The organism is Pseudoalteromonas sp. A22, from assembly GCF_018141345.1.
Taxonomy (GTDB): domain Bacteria; phylum Pseudomonadota; class Gammaproteobacteria; order Enterobacterales; family Alteromonadaceae; genus Pseudoalteromonas; species Pseudoalteromonas maricaloris.
In genome coordinates, this window is record NZ_CP047238.1 from 1,449,381 (window position 1) to 1,467,019 (window position 17,639).

18 protein-coding genes are annotated in these 17,639 nt (G+C 42.6%); 12 read left to right on the top strand and 6 right to left on the bottom strand.

Annotation, left to right across the window (positions count from 1 at the left end):
• Positions 1–94: 94 nt before the first annotated feature.
• The 4 genes from GSF04_RS11320 to pabB form a co-directional block, all read right to left on the bottom strand.
• Complete coding sequence (locus GSF04_RS11320) at positions 95–325, bottom strand: hypothetical protein (protein ID WP_017218017.1); 231 nt, start codon at positions 323–325, stop codon at positions 95–97.
• A gap of 430 nt (positions 326–755) precedes the next feature.
• A complete protein-coding gene (locus GSF04_RS11325; protein ID WP_010369030.1) occupies positions 756–2,132 on the bottom strand; it encodes an L-serine ammonia-lyase in 1,377 nt (458 codons plus the stop codon).
• Between the two features lie 168 nt (positions 2,133–2,300).
• Positions 2,301–2,861: a CoA pyrophosphatase gene (locus tag GSF04_RS11330; RefSeq protein ID WP_211859566.1), complete on the bottom strand. Its 561-nt coding sequence runs from the start codon at positions 2,859–2,861 to the stop codon at positions 2,301–2,303.
• Positions 2,851–4,200, bottom strand: coding sequence for an aminodeoxychorismate synthase component I (gene pabB / locus GSF04_RS11335; RefSeq protein ID WP_211859567.1), 1,350 nt, complete (start codon positions 4,198–4,200; stop codon positions 2,851–2,853). Before pabB ends, GSF04_RS11330 begins: the two co-directional genes overlap by 11 nt.
• A gap of 164 nt (positions 4,201–4,364) precedes the next feature.
• Here pabB and GSF04_RS11340 point away from each other — a divergent pair, with 164 nt between their 5' ends.
• The 10 genes from GSF04_RS11340 (at position 4,365) to GSF04_RS11385 (ending at position 14,484) form a co-directional block, all read left to right on the top strand.
• The gene (locus GSF04_RS11340; RefSeq protein ID WP_095727137.1) at positions 4,365–5,891 is read left to right on the top strand and encodes a fumarate hydratase; all 1,527 of its coding nucleotides are present in this window, start codon (positions 4,365–4,367) and stop codon (positions 5,889–5,891) included.
• A gap of 430 nt (positions 5,892–6,321) precedes the next feature.
• Positions 6,322–7,362 (top strand): Glu/Leu/Phe/Val dehydrogenase, encoded by a 1,041-nt coding sequence (locus GSF04_RS11345; RefSeq protein ID WP_010369022.1) that lies wholly within the window; start codon positions 6,322–6,324, stop codon positions 7,360–7,362.
• Positions 7,363–7,411: 49 nt separating this feature from the next.
• Complete coding sequence (locus GSF04_RS11350) at positions 7,412–8,056, top strand: CatA-like O-acetyltransferase (RefSeq protein ID WP_211859568.1); 645 nt, start codon at positions 7,412–7,414, stop codon at positions 8,054–8,056.
• A 403-nt stretch (positions 8,057–8,459) separates the two neighbouring features.
• Positions 8,460–9,230: a DUF3450 domain-containing protein gene (locus GSF04_RS11355; RefSeq protein ID WP_039492469.1), complete on the top strand. Its 771-nt coding sequence runs from the start codon at positions 8,460–8,462 to the stop codon at positions 9,228–9,230.
• Positions 9,231–9,236: 6 nt separating this feature from the next.
• Positions 9,237–10,598, top strand: coding sequence for a MotA/TolQ/ExbB proton channel family protein (locus tag GSF04_RS11360; RefSeq protein WP_039492663.1), 1,362 nt, complete (start codon positions 9,237–9,239; stop codon positions 10,596–10,598).
• Positions 10,598–11,122: a MotA/TolQ/ExbB proton channel family protein gene (locus tag GSF04_RS11365; RefSeq protein ID WP_039492467.1), complete on the top strand. Its 525-nt coding sequence runs from the start codon at positions 10,598–10,600 to the stop codon at positions 11,120–11,122. Before GSF04_RS11360 ends, GSF04_RS11365 begins: the two co-directional genes overlap by 1 nt.
• A 14-nt stretch (positions 11,123–11,136) precedes the next feature.
• Entirely contained in the window at positions 11,137–11,541 is a 405-nt protein-coding gene (locus GSF04_RS11370; RefSeq protein ID WP_045961628.1) for a biopolymer transporter ExbD, read from the top strand.
• On the top strand, positions 11,541–12,158 hold the full coding sequence (locus GSF04_RS11375; RefSeq protein WP_010369012.1) for an energy transducer TonB: 618 nt from the start codon (positions 11,541–11,543) through the stop codon (positions 12,156–12,158). Before GSF04_RS11370 ends, GSF04_RS11375 begins: the two co-directional genes overlap by 1 nt.
• 10 nt (positions 12,159–12,168) lie before the next feature.
• Positions 12,169–13,428, top strand: a complete 1,260-nt coding sequence (locus GSF04_RS11380) for a hypothetical protein (protein ID WP_017218010.1) — start codon at positions 12,169–12,171, stop codon at positions 13,426–13,428.
• A gap of 51 nt (positions 13,429–13,479) precedes the next feature.
• Entirely contained in the window at positions 13,480–14,484 is a 1,005-nt protein-coding gene (locus GSF04_RS11385) for a hypothetical protein (RefSeq protein WP_249122476.1), read from the top strand.
• Here the strand turns inward: GSF04_RS11385 and GSF04_RS11390 are convergent.
• Together GSF04_RS11390 and GSF04_RS11395 are read right to left on the bottom strand one after the other, a co-directional pair.
• Positions 14,447–14,821 (bottom strand): TraR/DksA C4-type zinc finger protein, encoded by a 375-nt coding sequence (locus GSF04_RS11390; protein WP_010369006.1) that lies wholly within the window; start codon positions 14,819–14,821, stop codon positions 14,447–14,449. The two genes, GSF04_RS11385 and GSF04_RS11390, sit on opposite strands and share 38 nt — an antisense overlap.
• A 37-nt stretch (positions 14,822–14,858) precedes the next feature.
• On the bottom strand, positions 14,859–15,845 hold the full coding sequence (locus GSF04_RS11395) for a tRNA-dihydrouridine synthase (protein WP_211859569.1): 987 nt from the start codon (positions 15,843–15,845) through the stop codon (positions 14,859–14,861).
• Positions 15,846–16,106: 261 nt separating this feature from the next.
• Between GSF04_RS11395 and GSF04_RS11400 the strand changes: the two genes are divergently transcribed.
• Positions 16,107–16,646 (top strand): hypothetical protein, encoded by a 540-nt coding sequence (locus GSF04_RS11400; protein ID WP_211859570.1) that lies wholly within the window; start codon positions 16,107–16,109, stop codon positions 16,644–16,646.
• Positions 16,647–16,801: 155 nt separating this feature from the next.
• Positions 16,802–17,638 carry a DUF692 domain-containing protein gene (locus tag GSF04_RS11405; protein WP_211859571.1) on the top strand — a complete coding sequence of 279 codons (837 nt, stop codon included), beginning with the start codon at positions 16,802–16,804 and terminating at the stop codon, positions 17,636–17,638.
• The last annotated feature ends 1 nt before the right edge of the window (position 17,639 follow it).

Sequence of the window (17,639 nt, forward strand, 5' to 3'; positions counted from 1 at the left end):
TTTGAAAACAAATGTAAACAGGGGTAGGGGCTGTTGAAAAAACAAACAGGTTAGAGGGTGATTTAACCTGTTTGTAATCTTTGGTGGGTGGCTATTATAAACTGTTAATATCCTTTTTAACTTGATAACCTTCGTCAGTAACAATCTGCTCAAGAATGGCAACTCTTGATTTCAAAGCATTAAGCTCTGCGTGCAATTGGTCTCGTTCTTTTTGGCTTTGCGAATCTAACTTTTTGTATTCTAAACGGCGTTTATACATTTCGCTAAGTATGCCTCCACCAACGCTAATAAGTACAATTAAAAAAACCATCGTAGTGCCGGACATAATCAATTTACTCCTTTTTGTTGATAATTGATGTTGATATTTAGCTTAGTCGTATTTTATCCATCTATTACCGTATGGATGTAAATAGCCTGAATTTCTGATAATGCTTATTTATCATGGGTCTTGTGGAAATTATTCCATGGTTACTACATATTGCCTTTACTAAATGACAATAGATACTTTTGCGTTAGCAAGGTGATTAAGTGCTGTCACCGTAAAAACTCTATTGTTGTAAACGGCAGTAGCTATATAAAGGTTTTAACCACTATGCGCTATTTTACCGCTTACTCTAGTCTAAAGTTAATTATTCATGCTTATAAAGAGTAAACTAAAATCAGTAATTTAATCTGTATACACCATAAAAAATGGCACCATGATTTGCCATCATGATGCCATTAAGTCATCTATAAAGTGAACTGACAATTGTCAGTTAGCACTCAATAATATTTACTGCCAATCCACCGCGAGCGGTTTCTTTATACTTGGTTTTCATATCATTACCGGTATCAAGCATCGTTTTAATCACTTTATCTAGTGACACTTTTTGATCGCCCGTACCGCGTAAAGCAAGACGAGATGCGTTGATGGCTTTAATAGAACCCATTGCATTACGCTCAATACACGGAACTTGCACAAGCCCACCGACAGGGTCGCAGGTTAGACCCAGGTTATGCTCCATACCAATCTCGGCTGCGTTTTCAACGTGTATAACGTTACCGCCCATTATTTCAGTTAAAGCGCCAGCAGCCATTGAGCACGCAACACCTACTTCACCTTGGCATCCAACTTCGGCGCCAGAAATTGAGGCATTCTTTTTATATAAGATCCCAATCGCCGCTGCGGTAAGTAGGTAACGTGTGGCAATCTCTATATCCACTTCTTTGATAAAAGTGTGATAGTACATTAACACCGCTGGAAGAATACCGGCTGCACCATTGGTTGGTGCGGTCACTACGCGGCCGCCCGCTGCATTTTCTTCGTTGACTGCAAGGGCAAACAAATCCACCCAATCCATTGCGCGCAGTGGATCTTGGTGTGTTTCTACACTGAGTTTTAAATACAGGCTAGGTGCGCGACGACGAACCTTTAAACCGCCCGGTAAAATACCTTCGGTTTTCATACCACGTTCAATACACGCTTTCATTACCTGCCAAATGTGGAATAGCGTTTCTTTGATTTCAGATTCTTTACGTAGCGTTTTCTCGTTGGCCATCATTAACGAAGACACACTGAGCCCAGACTCTTTACACATTTCCAGTAGCTCGGCGGCTGAATTGAATGGGTAAGGTGCTGGGTTTTCTGTTCTGATATCTAGCGCTGCTTGCTTTTCAGCTTCAAAATTCTGATCGGTAACGATAAAGCCACCGCCAATCGAGTAGTAAATTTGGCTATGAGCAAGCTCTTCGCCTTTATATGCTTTAATTTCCATTGCATTGGAGTGCTTAGGCAGCGTTTTGCGACGGTGAAAAACAATCGCACCTTGCTTAGGAAATTTTACTTTATGTTGCTTGTCGAGATAGATAACCTGTTCATTTTCTATGGTTTCTAAGATCTCTGGTACTAGATCTGCATCAATGGTCTCAGGGTCGTAACCCGCAAGTCCTAAAATAACAGCCTTGCCGGAGCCGTGGCCAATACCGGTTTGGCCTAAAGAACCGAACAGTTCCACTTTCACCGAAGTGATATCATCAACGATGCCTTGTGCCTGAAGGTCTTGTACGAATAACCTAGAAGCACGCATTGGTCCCACCGTATGAGAGGAAGAAGGGCCAATACCGATACTAAACATATCGAATGCACTGATCATAAATTTTACTCACATTGCCTTTAAAACGGACGCCATCATAACGTGTCTACTTTGGGAAGTAACCCATAATCGGCAAAAGTATATGCCAGTTTTGCAGTAAGCATGATAGAAAGGTCTCTAATCAGCAAGGTGGAAGGGGATTTTAAAAAAGGTCTTACCAGTTAAGGGCTAAAATAGGGCGGTGAACTGTTTGACGATTTTTGCCGTTGCGCCCCACAGTAAACCGTGCGGTGTCATAAACCCGTCGAGCGAAACTGGTTTGCCTTTATTGGTAAAATGGAAAGTTCGCCAATTCTTGGCCATGCTTAATTGGTTTAATGGCACCGTAAAAGTATGTTGCACTTCGTCGCTTTGATTCACCCAAGTCGCATCTTGTTGTACAGAAGCAACAACGGGGGTGATTTGGTAGCCGGTGAGCGTTTGCATAATCGGCAATATGCCCAATACTTGAGACTCAGAGATTGTCAGACCTATCTCTTCTTCGGTTTCGCGCAGTGCTGTGTTGATGATATTGCTATCTTGTTGTTCGACTTTGCCGCCCGGAAAGCAAATTTGACTCGGGTGGCTCGGCAATTCGCTGCTGCGTTTGCAAAACAACAGGTGGGCTCGAGCGTTTACATCAACAATAGGAATAAGCACCGCACTTTGCTTTAGAGTATGCAGTGTGGTTGGTGTTTGCGCCATGATGGGCGCCAACATAAATTGCGATATAACCTGATCAATCTTCATTTAATACCGGGAGGATTTTATTCACTTTGTGGTAAGTCTCTTCAAATTCCAACTGTACTTGAGAGTCTCTGACTATACCACCACCTGCCCAGCAATGTATCTTATTTTGATGACAAACTAGGGTTCTGATAGTGATAGAGGTATCCATATTACCACAGGCGCTAAGGTAGCCGATTGAGCCGCAATAAACGCTGCGTCTGTGCGGCTCTAGCTCTTCGATGATCTCCATGGCGCGGATCTTAGGTGCACCTGTTATGGAGCCACCGGGGAAGGCGGCTTCGAGTTGATCAACTGCACATTTACCTTCGGCTAGTTTAGACGTTACCGTACTGACTAGATGGTGAACCGCAGGAAAACTTTCAATTGCAAAGAGTGATGGAACCGCAACGGAACCCGGCTTGGCCACTTTACCCAAGTCGTTACGCAGTAGGTCAACTATCATGACATTCTCAGCTCGATCTTTGCTGCTGTTCCTCAGTTTTTCAGCTTGCGCTTTATCGGCGTCAGTATTTGGTAATCTTGGCAAGGTGCCTTTAATCGGCTTAGTTTCTACAATATTGTTTTTAACTTGGATGAAGCGCTCTGGTGACACAGAAACAATAGCACTATTGCCTAAGTTAAAAAATGCTGAGAAAGGCGCTTGGTTGTGGTTTCGAAGCTTTTTATACGCGAGCCACGGAGTTCCTTCAAAGTTAGCACTGAATCGCTGTGCTAGGTTTATTTGATAACAGTCGCCACTTAGCAAATAAGATTGAATGCGCTCAAAATTTTGCTCGTATTGTGCTCTACTCATGTTTGACTGCCATTGTGACGTCAGTCTAAATGGCTCGAACGCTGAGGCGTCTTTGAGCCGCTGCAAATACATTTCTAGCCTTTGTGTATCAGGTTGCGACACATAAAACCAAGCTTTGAGTACTTTGTCATAAATTAACGCGTCTGGATACAAGCCAACACAGGCATCGGGGAGCCGAATATCATGTTCTGCACAATGTGGAATGTGTTCAATATAACGGCCGAGATCATAGCCAAAATAACCAAGCCAACCGCCATTAAAAGGTAAATCATGGGGAGCACTGCAATTACTATACTGGGCAAGCTTATCTTTCATCACAGTGAATATAGATTCACTTTGTAGTTCGCCGTCTAAAAATACATTTCCGTCTTTAGCTTCAAGTAAATTAATTGGTGCAATCGCAATGATATCGTAGCGACTATTGATGTGATCGGAATCGCTTGAATCTAACAGGATAGCCTGAGATCCGTTTGCAAAGTGTTCAAATAATTCTAGTGCATTATGCCTAATGTCTAATTTCGTACAGTTTATTCGCTCGTTTATCATTTACTTGACCTGCAAAGCTAGCCCCAAACGGGCGGGGAGGTTATCATAGTTACCTGCTATTCCATAGTTTAAGGTATTGAAATTGACTTTCTGACGCTGAATAACAACAATTGCCAGCGAAAGTTTCAATACCAAAAAATACCGTCGAAAATTGAGGAACCGTCATGAGTACAATCCGTCAGCAAGACTTTATTGATAGCATTGAAGATGCGCTTCAATATATCTCATTTTACCACCCACTTGATTTTGTCCAAGCATTAGAAAAAGCCTACGAAAAAGAAGAAAGTAAGGCCGCGAAAGATGCAATTGCACAGATCTTAATTAACTCACGCATGTCAGCAGAAGGTAAGCGCCCGCTGTGTCAAGACACTGGGATAGTAACCTGCTTTGTTAAAGTCGGTATGGACGTTAAGTGGGATAAAACTGACTTGACGGTACAACAAATGGTAGATGAGGGAACTCGTCGTGCCTATATGAACCCAGATAATCCGCTACGTGCATCAATCGTTGCCGATCCTGCTGGTAGCCGTAAAAACACCAAAGACAATACGCCTTCGGTAGTACACATTGATTTAGTACCTGGTGCTGAAGTTGAAGTGATGATTGCAGCGAAGGGGGGCGGCTCTGAAAACAAAACTAAAATGGTGATGCTAAATCCATCAGATGATGTTGCAGAATGGGTAGAAAAAACATTACCTGCAATGGGCGCTGGTTGGTGTCCTCCGGGCATGCTCGGGATAGGTATTGGTGGTACAGCAGAAAAAGCGGCTGTATTGGCAAAAGAGTCTTTAATGGATCCAGTTGATATCCATGAGCTGATGGAACGCGGTGCCGAAACCGCAGAAGAAAAACTGCGTCTAGAAATTTTTGAACGTGCAAACAAACTTGGTATTGGGGCACAAGGTCTTGGTGGTTTAACAACCGTTGTTGACGTTAAAATCAAAACGGCACCAACACACGCAGCATCTAAGCCAGTGGTAATGATCCCTAACTGTGCCGCTACACGCCACGTACATTTCACACTAGATGGTTCAGGTCCTGCAGATCTAAAAGCACCAAAGCTCGAAGATTGGCCAGAAGTGACTTGGGAAGTAGGTGAAGATACGCGTCGTGTCAATCTAGATACTTTGACCAAAGCAGATATCCAAGAATGGAAAATGGGTGAAACTGTCCTGCTTTCAGGCAAGATCTTAACGGGTCGAGATGCGGCGCATAAACGTCTGCAAGAAATGATGAATTCTGGTCAAGGCTTGCCAGAAGGTGTCGATTTCACTAATAAGTTTATCTATTACGTGGGTCCAGTGGATGCTGTTGGCGATGAAGTCGTGGGTCCTGCAGGTCCTACCACATCTACACGTATGGATAAATTTACTGATCTGATGTTAGAGAAAACCGGTCTTATCGGCATGATCGGTAAAGCCGAGCGCGGTCCAGCAACTGTCGAGTCAATCAAACAAAATAAAGCCGTGTACCTTATGGCTGTTGGTGGCGCTGCGTACTTAGTGGCAAAGGCAATAAAGAAATCACGTGTTGTGGCGTTTGAAGACTTAGGTATGGAAGCTATTTATGAATTTGAAGTAGAAGACATGCCGGTGACGGTTGCCGTTGATAGCAATGGTGAAAATGCGCATACTCAAGGCCCTGCAATTTGGAAAGCTCGAATTGAAGAGTTAGATAGCAAACTTAGTTAATCAGCTATACATTGATGGAGAGTACAATAGGTACTTTCCACTTCAAACATTCTGCTTCAGTGTTAAACTGAGCAGCCGAAGTATTATTTAGGAGGCTATTCGCCTCCTTTCTTGTATGGATATGTTTACAATGACTATTTACCTTCCGTTTACGTAAACAGTAACTTCAGAAAAATTCAATAAGTTAAATTAAAATTCCTTTAAATTTTTTATTTTTGGTTTGTTTTTCCTGCATCTGTTTTTGTTTTGAATTAAATATTTGTATTTGCTTTGAATTGGGTTTATATCATCTCAATTTGTGGAATGGTGCTAGAGTTAGTGATAGAGTCTTGCCAATTTCAGCGCTATTTGCCCTTAGTGTGGTATTGAACGCAAAGTCACACCTAAGAGCTTACCCGTATGGGATAGATAATTTTTGGAGAAGAAGAAAGTGGCTGTATTTAACCAAGTTGAATTTGATAACCATGAGCAAGTCGTATTCTGTTCAGACGAAGCATCAGGCCTTAAAGCGATTATCGCGGTACATAACACTAAACTAGGTCCTGCGGTAGGTGGCTGTCGCCTATGGAATTATGCCTCTGACGAAGACGCAGTATATGATGTACTGCGTCTGTCTAAAGGGATGACATATAAGAATGCGGTTGCACGTTTACCGTTTGGTGGTGGCAAATCTGTCATTATTGGCGATGCTAAGACTATCAAGTCAGAAGCGCTATTCAGAGCGTTTGGTAAGCACCTAGACCGTTTAGGTGGCAGTTACTACTCAGCTGAAGACGTAAACATCACCACCGGTGATGTAATGGTAATGCATAAAGAAACGAACTACGTAATGGGTCTTGAAGGTAAAAGCGGTAACCCTTCTCCATTTACTGCGTTAGGCACATTCCTTGGAATTAAAGCAGCTTACCAACACAAGTATGGTCACCAAGATTTGGCTGGTATCAAAGTTGCCGTGCAGGGCTTGGGTGCAGTTGCTTACACTCTATGTAAGCACCTCCATGAAGCGGGTGCAGAGCTATTTGTTACAGATATTAACGAAGAGTCAGTGCAACGAGTGGTTAATGATTTCAATGCGACTGCTGTTGGTATCGACGAAATCTATGATTTAGATGTTGATGTGTATGCGCCGTGTGCACTAGGTGCTACGGTAAATGACGACACTATTCCACGTATCAAAGCCACGATCATTGCAGGGTGTGCAAACAACCAGCTTGCAGAGTCTCGTCATGGTGAGATCATTCGTGAAAAAGGCATTTTATATGCACCAGACTATGTGATTAATGCTGGTGGGATCATCAATGTTTACTATGAAACAAAACCTGAGGGTTATGATGAGGCTGCAGCGACTAAACACGTAGAAGGTATCTACGACACGCTAACCGAAATCTTTAAGCGTTCTGAAGATGAGAAAGTTTCAACACATATAATTGCTGATAAATTAGCTCAAGAGATTATTGAAAACGGTCTATAATAACAGCGCCGTTTAATTACCAGAGAGGGGCACACGCCCCTTTTTTTGTATGAAAAAGAAAATACGTCTTGATACTTGGCCTCGCCAAGAACACTTTTCGTTCTTCAATGATTTTGCCCAACCTTATTTCACCGTTACTGTCAGCTTACAAATGGAAAGAGTTTACGAAATGAGTAAACGTAGTGCCGTTCCGTTTTCTCTTAGTTGCCTATACGCACTACAACTGGCATTACAAAGCTATACCCCCATTCGTTATCGTATAGAGGCTGGAGAGGTGATTGAATATGATGCTGTAGAAATTAGCAGTGTGTTTCTGCGAGGGGATGAAACCTTCAGATTTGTAAGGCTTGCACCTGAAAGTGATTTCAACCGCTTTATTAGCGCCAATATTCATAGCAAAACTGAACAACTAAATGGGCCGCTTGTCAGTGAGCAATTTTTAATGGAAAGTCAGGTGCCAAATTGCGTTCATGTATCTATACTTCCATGGTTATCTTTTTCCAGTTTTGGTCATGCGAGACACAGTAGAGATGACTTTGGCATCCCAAAATTTGTGTTCGGAAAATACAATAAAGCAGATGGTACGATGCCATTTTGTATTGAAGTCCACCATGCCTTAATGGATGGTCTACACGTCGCTGAATTCGTTCAAATTCTACAGGAAAAAATAGATCAAGCGATTTGGGATAGATAAACAAATTTTGCGTTAGTTCGCAGAAGATGAAATAATTTGCGTTCTTTGCAATGAAAAATCTAGCTTATATTGCTGTTTTTATAGGTTATTCATAATTTCTATTTGGAATATCTATTCAATTTATTGGAATAAATCTGATGTAAAATATTGTAAACAGCGTATGCAAAAGGTTGGTTTTACAAAGGATGTGTATCTTTTGCTGTGTTTTTGATGTTAATTTTTTGTTTTGTATATAATTATTACTTATTTATTGACAAAAAATGTTTTCACAGTGAAGTTGACACATCGTGTTGCATTTAGCATTATTGGACAGTTGATATCTGTCAAATGATATCAGGGTTGCTCTCACGTTGGTGAGAGCGCGAAAATTATAAAAGTAACATTACTTAATTGGTTGGGAACTATGTCTGTTAAAATCAGAAAGAGTCTTGTAGCTACGGCGCTTTTAGGCGCGACAGCTTTTGCAAGCAGCAATGTGATTGCAGATCCTTTGAATGACATACAAAAAGTAGGTCAACAAACTCAAACGGCTGCTAAAAAGTCTCAAGAAAAGATTGATAACCTTTACGGTCAGTCTCAAGAAATGATCGCGGAATACCGTGGTCTGGTTGAAGAAGCAGAACTGCTTAAAGTGTATAACGATCACGTTGCACGTCTTGTAGCAGATCAAAATGCAGGTATTGAGTCTCTTGAGCGTCAGATTGGTACTATTGACAAGACAAAACAGGACGTTGTGCCTTTGATGTATCGCATGATCGATACGCTTGAGCAATTCATCAAAGCGGACGTTCCGTTTAATCAAGAAACACGTCTAGAGCGCGTTGAGAAACTTCGCGGCATCATGACTAACTCGTCTGTAACGACTTCTGAGAAGTTCCGTCAAGTTCTTGAAGCTTACACTATTGAAACTGACTACAGCACAACAATGGTTGCGAGCCAAGGTTCTCTTGAGCAAAATGGCAAAAACATCAATGTTGACTTCGCACGTCTTGGCCGTATCGCATACGTAGCCCAGTCGTTCGACCAAAAACACGCTTGGGTTTGGAACAACGACTCTAAGCAATGGGAGCTACTTGGCGAAGAATATCTTAAGCCAGTTAAGAGCATGATCCGTATTGCACGTAAGCAAGCGGCTCCTGAACTTGTAAACCTACCTATCTTTGGCGCGGAGTAATTAATGATGAAGAAACTATTTAAAGGTTTTGCAATTGCTGCAGCGTTAACAGTTTCTGCTGGTGCCGCGCTAAATGCACACGCAAACACTGAAGCCTTAGACAAAATCCTAGAGCAGGTTAAACAAAACCGTATCTCTGAAGGCAAGATCAACAAACAGCGCGAGCAAGAGTTTTTAAGTGACCGTGCTGACAAACAAGCATTGTTGAACAAAGCGAAGCGTGAACTTGCTGCAGAAAAAGCACGTGGTGAGCGTTTAAATGAACAATTCAAACAGAACGAAGTGACGCTTGCTGAGAAAGAAGTTGAGCTAGAAAATGCCAAAGGTACACTTGGTGAAATGTTCGGTGTTGTACGTCGTTCAGCTGCAGACGCTATTGGTTCGATCGAAGCTTCACTAGTAAGTGCTGAAAAACCAGGACGCGCTGAAGTACTTCGTTCACTAGCTGAAGCGAAAGAGCTTCCGACTACTCGTGAACTTGAAGATCTTTGGATTGCTTTCCAAACTGAAATGACTGAGTCTGCGAAAGTAACTAAGTTTGAAGCTGAAGTTGCTGAGTTAAATGGTGACATTAACGTTAAAGAAGTAACTCGTGTTGGTAACTTCAACCTTGTAACTAAAGATGGCTATGTTATTTACGATGCTGAAAACAAACAAATCGTTCCACTTGGTAAGCAACCAAGCGGCGAGCTAGGTGGGGTTGAGCGTCTAGTCAGTGCATCTGCTAATCAGTACGTTAAGTTTGCAGTTGACCCAACTCGTGGTTCATTACTACGACTTAACACTCAACGCGCAACTCCGGAAGAGCGTTGGCATCAAGGTCAAGAAGTTGGTTACATCATCACTCTCTTACTTGCTGTTGGTGCGTTAATTGCGCTAGTTCGATTCATCGATCTAACGATTGTTAGCTCTAAGATGAAAGCACAAATCAAAAACGCTAATAACCCTAACACAAATAACCCACTTGGTCGTATCTTGAAAGTTTACCATGATAACAAAGACCAAGACGTTGAAAACCTAGAGCTTAAGCTTGATGAAGCTATTCTACGTGAAACTCCACGCATCGAGATGGGTGTAAATATCATCAAGATTCTTGCGGCTATCGCGCCACTACTAGGTCTACTAGGTACAGTTGTTGGTATGATCATGACATTCGAATCAATCACACTACATGGTACTGGTGATCCGAAAATCATGGCAGGTAACATCTCTCTAGCGCTAGTAACAACGGCACTTGGTCTTATTGCAGCTCTACCTTTAATTCTACTTCACGCTGTTGTACATGGTCGTAGCAAAGCAGTTCTACACATCCTAGATGAGCAAAGCGCAGGTATTGTTGCTACTCACGCGGAGAAGGAGAAAGCCTAATGTTAGTCCTGATGGAGATATGGGAATCTATCAGGGATTTTGTTGCTACAGGCGGCGATGTATTATACGTGGTCGCAATAGCACTCTTTCTAATGTGGGTTTTAATGATTGAGCGCTATTGGTTCCTACTCGGTGAATTTCCTAAAATGCAAAAGGAAATCGTCGCTAAGTGGGACGCCCGCCAAGATACTACGTCTTGGTACGCACACAGAATCCGCGATGCTTGGATTTCTGAAGCGTCTGAAAAATTAGATGAGCGCATGTTGATTATCAAAACATTGGTTGCAATGTGTCCATTAATCGGTCTTTTAGGTACAGTGACAGGTATGATCACAGTATTCGAAACGATGGCTACTCAAGGTACGGGTAACGCACGATTAATGGCTTCAGGCATTTCAATGGCTACGATACCAACAATGGCTGGAATGGTTGCGGCACTATCAGGTGTTTTCTTTAGTACGCGTTTAGAAGCACGTGCAAAAATGGCTAAAGAAAAGCTAGTTGATAGCTTGCCTCATCACTAGAGAGAGATTGAACTATGGCACGTAAACAACGTTTTCGTGAAGAGGAAGATGCAGCAGTAGATATGACGCCGATGCTAGACATCGTATTCATCATGCTTATCTTCTTCATTGTAACCACTTCTTTTGTAAAAGAAGCTGGTATTGAAGTTAACAAGCCAAAAGCGGCACAGGCACAAAAGACTAAGAATGCGAACATCTTTATCGCAATCCGTGAAAACGGTGAGATTTGGATGGACAAGCGTCAAGTTGATGTTGAACGTGTAAGTGCAAACCTTGAAAGTCTGATGGCTGAACAACCTACTGACGTGGTGATTATTCAAGCTGACAAAGGCGCGAAGCACGGTGTAGTTGTTCAGGTTATGGACCAAATTAAAGCGACTGGCGACAATCTGAAGATTTCAATAGCTGGAGATCAGTAATGATTCGACTTCTGTTTTCACTTCTAGCAGGTGGGGCAGTAACTCTCGGCTTGTTCTTTTTCATGTCATATCTTATCTCCGGAGGAGCAGATAGGGCAGATGTACAAAAGGAACAAATCGTAGTCGAGATTATGTCGAATCCGCCTGAATCAAAGGTGCAGCAGCGGAAGCGTGTCCCGCCTCCGCCGCCGCCACCACCTAAGCAGCCGCCAAAACCGCAGCCGCCTCAGCCAGACACGGCTGATCCTTCTGCGGGTAACATCGGTTTTAACATGCCTAGTATTGACCTAGGTGGTACTGCAGGTGGTTTATCTGGACCTGGCGAGTTTGGCCGAGATGGTGATGCAACACCTATCGTTCGAATTGAGCCAAAATATCCACCTCAAGCCGCTCGTGATGGCAAAGAAGGTTGGGTACGTTTATCTTTCACAATCAATGAGCTAGGTGGAGTCGAAGATGTTGAAATTATCGATGCTGAACCAAAGCGTATCTTTGACCGTGAAGCGAAGCGTGCACTTCGTAAGTGGAAATATCGTCCTAAAGTTGTTGATGGTAAGCCACAGAAGCAACCTGGCATTACAGTCCAGCTTGATTTCACACTAAACCAAGGTAATTAAGGAGGCAGGCATGAAAAGTTTACCCAAATTTACAGCTCTTGCTCTTCTAATTGCATTGACTGGTGGCATTTACTCGGAGTCAGTTTCTGCTGCGCCTAACTATGAAGAAATAGAGAAGCGTAAAGCGGCAAAAACTAAGATTATGGGTGAGCGAGTAGGTAAAAAAGTTGCCAAAGCGTTCGAATTATATAACGAAGAAAAAGTCGATGAAGCGATTGCAATGCTTCGCGAGCTTGACCCTTCAGATGATTTCGATAAAGCAACGGTTAACCGTTACCTAGGTCAGCTTTATGCTCAAAAGGAAAACTACGGCGAAGCGATTAAGTATACGCGTTTAGCTATTGCTCCTGATGCGCTTAACTTTAAAGATCAGGGCGATCTAATGAAGTTGCTTGGTGATCTTCTGCTAGGTACTGAAAAGTACTCAGAAGGTATCAAAGCCTATGAAGCGTGGATGGACTTTACGGGTGAAAATGACCCTAAAGTGCACGGTCGTATCGCGCAGGCTTATTATGAGTTAAAGCAATATACTAATGTTATTGCTCCAGCTGATAAAGCTATCGCAGGTGTAGAAGAGCCAAATAAACAATATTATCTGATGAAAGTCGCAGCTTACTTTGAATTGAAGCAATTCAAAAAGGCTGTAGAGGTTGGTGAAGAGTTAGTACGTGTTTTCCCTGAAGACCCTAAAGCTTGGACACAACTAGGTGGCTTTTATTTGCAAACCGAAGATTACAGTAAAGGTATGACTGTAATGAAGGTGGCGTATAGCAAAGGTTACTTTGAAAAAGAGAATGACTATAAGATTCTTGGAAGCTTATACTCTTTGACAGAAGATCCTTGGCGTGCAGCTCAAACGTTCGAAAAGGCTATGAAAGATGGCAAAATCGAACGTACAAAGCAAAACGTGACAGCGCTTGCAAGTTATTACCACCAAGCTAAACACATCAGTGATGCTGCTAAATACTATGAAGAAGCTGCTAAATTTGACGATGACGCAGAACTTTATGGAAGAGCAGGTGGCCTTTTACTGCAAAATCTGCAGTACAGTGCAGCAGTAGTTAGACTAAATAAAGCTTTAGAGCTTGGTACCAAAAAGAAAGGCAGTACATATGCTGATCTTGCGGAAGCTTACTACTATCAAGATAAGTTCAAACAAGCTTATGCAGCAATTTTGAAGGCGAAGGAAGATCCTAGCACTAGAAGATTTGCGATTAGCTGGTCGAGCTTTATCAAAGAAAAAGCACAACGTAGGGGTGTTAGCCTCTAATTAAAAAGCCCCGAAAGGGGCTTTTTTGATTTCAAGTTTTAATGTGAAATTATGAAAAAGCATTTATTGTTCAGCCTTACTTTGGTCGCATTTATATTCCTATCCGCTTGTAGTGAGCACAAGCCAGTCGTAAATTATCAGGAACTCAGAACTTCTTTAATTTCTCTTAACAGTAGTTTAAGTCATTCATCTACGGATGATATTACTGTTTTACCGTTCACAGAGGGCTATTTACAGTTACGGCACGCCTTATTATCAAGTAGTTTGAATGAACCAGATGTTATGGCGCATAAGGAGCTTGATTACTTAAGAATTCAAGAGCGATATCCAGAGCGTTACTTACCTTGGCCTAGTCATATCCCTGTACTCAAAAACGTAGAAGGTAGAGTGAGTGCTGAGGAACTTGATCTGTGGCTTAATTTTGTAATAACAAAACTAAAAGAGGCCGATGAAAGTAATATTCGCCTAAATCGGTTTGAGCGGGACGCCATAATAAAGCAACTTGAAGATTCAAATATTGACGCACCATCACGTTCAACGCTACTGACTTATTTAAATGATTATAAATCTAGGGCGATGCTTGGGCTGCATCAGTTACCTAATGGGAAAGAGTGGTACCAATCAAAACTAAATTTTTACGGAGCTATTCAAGAGTCGCCTAATAAAGTTTTGGCAATGTTATCAAAAATTGATGAGAAAAATAGTAAATCAATTGTGCTCAATACAAAGCCTAATACTCAACAGCCTTATATGCTAGAGTTATTGCCAGCTAATTGCCAAAGAATTAGTGGGCTTAATTGGCGTGATGGATTTATTAATGTGCCTTCTACAGTAGCAAAGTGTACAAAGGCAATAGAGCAGCATAAAGCGCTAATCGTGACTTTAATGGCAGTAGATTTAGGAATTCATTATCAAGGGTGGTCACAAAAGCAAGCATTTGTTGCGCTCAACTCAAAACTAGCGCTGAATGAACAACAAGCACAACAATTGATTGCTAATATAGTCTATTTTCCGGCGACTATTTTTGCTGCATATCCCCATTTTTTAAAGCCTTAGTCTTACAACTGCGACAGCGTTGAGTTGCTGGATCTTGTTCTAGCAACTCAAGCTCTATTGTCTGTTCGCAATCACAGCAATAACCAAACTGACCGATCTCCATTTGGCATAATGCCGCTTCGACTTTCATCAACCTATCATAGAGCGGAAACTGCTCGGGATTTATTTTTTCCATTACAATATCAAGCCATTTATTGGGTGGGTTGAGCTCTAAGGTATTGGCAAGGTTATGAGTAAACTCATTGGGTGAAGCTTTTAGCTCTCCTAAAAAGTCGCTTCTAAGTGTAGCGAGTTCAGCTTGTAAGCTTTGCTCGTAGTTATGTGTGTTTTCATTCATGGGCGCTCTCCTATCCGACGCCCCATTATCATTTCAGTCAAACTTCACTGTTATGATTTGAATCAAGGTCTGGAGACATTGCGTATTTCTGCAACACCTTCATGACGTCATCTTTGCTTTTAAGCGTTTTGATTTCATCAAAAAGAACATGTGCGCCGCTATACTGACGTTTCAAATAACTTAACCACTGTTTTGTTCTAGCTGAAAAGTACTTTTCACTCATATTCTCATCTTGATGCATGGAAGAGTGGAGGATATGGTAGAGCACGTTTTCCCATGTGAGCGGAGTATAATGAGTTCCGTTAACATGCGCTTTGATTTTTGCTGCCAGATCGGGGGTGGCTAGTGCACCGCGACCAAGCATCAAATCTTGGCATTGGCTACGTGTTTGGCAGAGTATCGCATCTTCAACTTGCCAAATTTCACCGTTAGCAACGACAGGAATGGTTAACCTTGATAATAAAGGGGGGATCTTTTCCCAGTACGCTGGCGGTTTGTAGCCATCTCGTTTGGTACGCGCATGTATCGCCAAACTTGACGCACCACCTTGCTGGACCGCATCGACAATTTCAGTGCTATTGGCATCATCGTCAAAGCCAAGGCGTATTTTGGCGCTTACTTGATGTTCTTCTGGTACCGCATCTCTAACCGCTTTGATGATTTGATAGATTTGCTCAGGCTCCTTCAGTAAAACCGCGCCGCCGCGGCTTTTATTCACGGTTTTTGCAGGACAACCAAAGTTCAAATCGACACCATGAGAGCCAAGCTTTATGGCCTTTCGTGCATTCGCTGCAAGCGCATGGGGAACCTGACCTAGAAGCTGTACTCGTACCGGTGTTCCGGCTCTGGTATAGCCACCATTTAATAGTTCAGGGCAGTATCTAGTGAATACTCTGCGTGGAAAGGTGAGATCAACAACGCGAATAAACTCAGTCACACAAAGATCAAAGCCGCCGAGATCTGTGAGCAATTCGCGCATTTTAAAATCAACTACACCTTCCATCGGCGCCAGAACAAGCTTCATGTGTTAACCTTCAGATACAACAAAAATAAAATGAGTCACTAATGGCTCATCGAAAAGCGCGACATTTTAGCTAATTGTTTGCTGCAAGTCATCAACAGCCCCTAGTTATCCACAAATAGCAAAAAGACAACAGATGAACTATAACTGGATGTAAACCACAACTTAGCGAATGCAACTAAAATTTTTAAACTTTTAGCGAAATAAATATTTAGACGTTTGGGTCTACTAATTGAATCTACTATTTCTGAGAGAGCAAACATTATGAATACCGTTAAAAAGAACTCTATTGCCCTTACTTTAAGCGCTGTTGTTGCGGGTACCGCGGGGTTAACCGCGACAGACGCAAATGCGAATCCATTTAGTTTTGAAACAATGACCGCTGGTTATCAACTAGACGCTGGTGAAGGAAAATGCGGCGAAGGTAAATGTGGTGGCGACGCCAAAGGCAAAAAAGAAGGCAAATGCGGCGAAGGTAAATGTGGTGGCGACGCCAAAGGCAAAAAAGAAGGCAAATGCGGCGAAGGTAAATGTGGTGGCGACGCCAAAGGCAAAAAAGAAGGTAAGTGCGGCGAAGGCAAATGTGGTGGCGACGCCAAAGGCAAAAAAGAAGGTAAGTGCGGCGAAGGCAAATGTGGTGGCGACGCCAAAGGCAAAAAAGAAGGCAAATGCGGCGAAGGTAAATGTGGTGGCGACGCCAAAGGCAAAAAAGAAGGCAAATGCGGCGAAGGTAAATGTGGTGGCGACGCCAAAGGCAAAAAAGAAGGTAAGTGCGGCGAAGGTAAATGCGGTGGTAACCACTAAATAGGAATACCATTGTATTCGACCCAATAGCGCAGCTAGTTATGTTAGGGTAAGCGGCGCTATTGGGTAATCCCAAAGTGAAGCCATACATACAGTAAAGCCTCTGTGATGCGAGCTTCTGATTAGTTCAAAATAATGTCTAAAGTGAGAGGAATATGGCAGTGCAGTTAGGCAACTTAGGACTTGGTTTACGCCGTGAAATGGTCGATGACGTGCTCAATGCGCCGCCAAAGCAAGTAGATTTTTATGAGGTTGCACCAGAAAACTGGCTAAAATTTGGCGGTAAGCTTGCAAAGCAATTTCAAGCATTGACGCAACAACATACCTTTATCTGTCATGGCTTGTCGTTATCGCTGGGTTCACCTGCACCGCTTGATCGCGAATTTTTATCCCAACTCAAAACATTTTTTAACCAGCATAATATCGCTACCTATAGTGAGCATCTGAGTTATTGTTCGGGAGAGGGTCATATGTACGATCTGATGCCAATCCCTTTTACTGAAGAAGCAATCCATCATACCGCTAAGCGGATCCGAGCAGTCCAAGAGCACCTAGAACGCCGGATTGCAGTAGAAAATGTCTCTTACTATGCCGCTCCTGGACAAGAAATGTCGGAGTTGGAGTTTACCCTTGGGATATTAGCCGAGGCCGATTGCGATTTGCTACTCGATGTTAACAACATCTATGTCAACGCTATTAACCATGGCTACGATGCCGAACAATTCTTAGCGGCTATGCCAAGCGAGCGTATTGCATACGGCCATATCGCAGGCCATTATGTGGAAGCCGAAGACTTACTCGTTGATACACACGGCGCTGAGGTATCTTCACCAGTATGGGACTTGTTAGAGAAAGCCTATGAGCTGCATGGGGTATTTCCGACGTTACTAGAGCGTGATTTTAATATTCCTCCCATGGCAGAGTTACTGGCAGAAACGGGGCAAATTTCAGCAATACAGGCCAGATGCGCCAAGCGCTTAGAGAAGGTATAGC

What these genes read in the sequence shown, in the direction of transcription:
- GSF04_RS11320 (WP_017218017.1), bottom strand. Translation starts at nt 325, where the DNA reads ATGTCCGGCACTACGATGGTTTTTTTAATTGTACTTATTAGCGTTGGT.
- GSF04_RS11325 (WP_010369030.1), bottom strand. Translation starts at nt 2,132, where the DNA reads ATGATCAGTGCATTCGATATGTTTAGTATCGGTATTGGCCCTTCTTCC.
- GSF04_RS11330 (WP_211859566.1), bottom strand. Translation starts at nt 2,861, where the DNA reads ATGAAGATTGATCAGGTTATATCGCAATTTATGTTGGCGCCCATCATG.
- pabB (WP_211859567.1), bottom strand. Translation starts at nt 4,200, where the DNA reads ATGATAAACGAGCGAATAAACTGTACGAAATTAGACATTAGGCATAAT.
- GSF04_RS11340 (WP_095727137.1), top strand. Translation starts at nt 4,365, where the DNA reads ATGAGTACAATCCGTCAGCAAGACTTTATTGATAGCATTGAAGATGCG.
- GSF04_RS11350 (WP_211859568.1), top strand. Translation starts at nt 7,412, where the DNA reads ATGAAAAAGAAAATACGTCTTGATACTTGGCCTCGCCAAGAACACTTT.
- GSF04_RS11355 (WP_039492469.1), top strand. Translation starts at nt 8,460, where the DNA reads ATGTCTGTTAAAATCAGAAAGAGTCTTGTAGCTACGGCGCTTTTAGGC.
- GSF04_RS11360 (WP_039492663.1), top strand. Translation starts at nt 9,237, where the DNA reads ATGAAGAAACTATTTAAAGGTTTTGCAATTGCTGCAGCGTTAACAGTT.
- GSF04_RS11365 (WP_039492467.1), top strand. Translation starts at nt 10,598, where the DNA reads ATGTTAGTCCTGATGGAGATATGGGAATCTATCAGGGATTTTGTTGCT.
- GSF04_RS11370 (WP_045961628.1), top strand. Translation starts at nt 11,137, where the DNA reads ATGGCACGTAAACAACGTTTTCGTGAAGAGGAAGATGCAGCAGTAGAT.
- GSF04_RS11375 (WP_010369012.1), top strand. Translation starts at nt 11,541, where the DNA reads ATGATTCGACTTCTGTTTTCACTTCTAGCAGGTGGGGCAGTAACTCTC.
- GSF04_RS11380 (WP_017218010.1), top strand. Translation starts at nt 12,169, where the DNA reads ATGAAAAGTTTACCCAAATTTACAGCTCTTGCTCTTCTAATTGCATTG.
- GSF04_RS11385 (WP_249122476.1), top strand. Translation starts at nt 13,480, where the DNA reads ATGAAAAAGCATTTATTGTTCAGCCTTACTTTGGTCGCATTTATATTC.
- GSF04_RS11390 (WP_010369006.1), bottom strand. Translation starts at nt 14,821, where the DNA reads ATGAATGAAAACACACATAACTACGAGCAAAGCTTACAAGCTGAACTC.
- GSF04_RS11395 (WP_211859569.1), bottom strand. Translation starts at nt 15,845, where the DNA reads ATGAAGCTTGTTCTGGCGCCGATGGAAGGTGTAGTTGATTTTAAAATG.
- GSF04_RS11400 (WP_211859570.1), top strand. Translation starts at nt 16,107, where the DNA reads ATGAATACCGTTAAAAAGAACTCTATTGCCCTTACTTTAAGCGCTGTT.
- GSF04_RS11405 (WP_211859571.1), top strand. Translation starts at nt 16,802, where the DNA reads ATGGCAGTGCAGTTAGGCAACTTAGGACTTGGTTTACGCCGTGAAATG.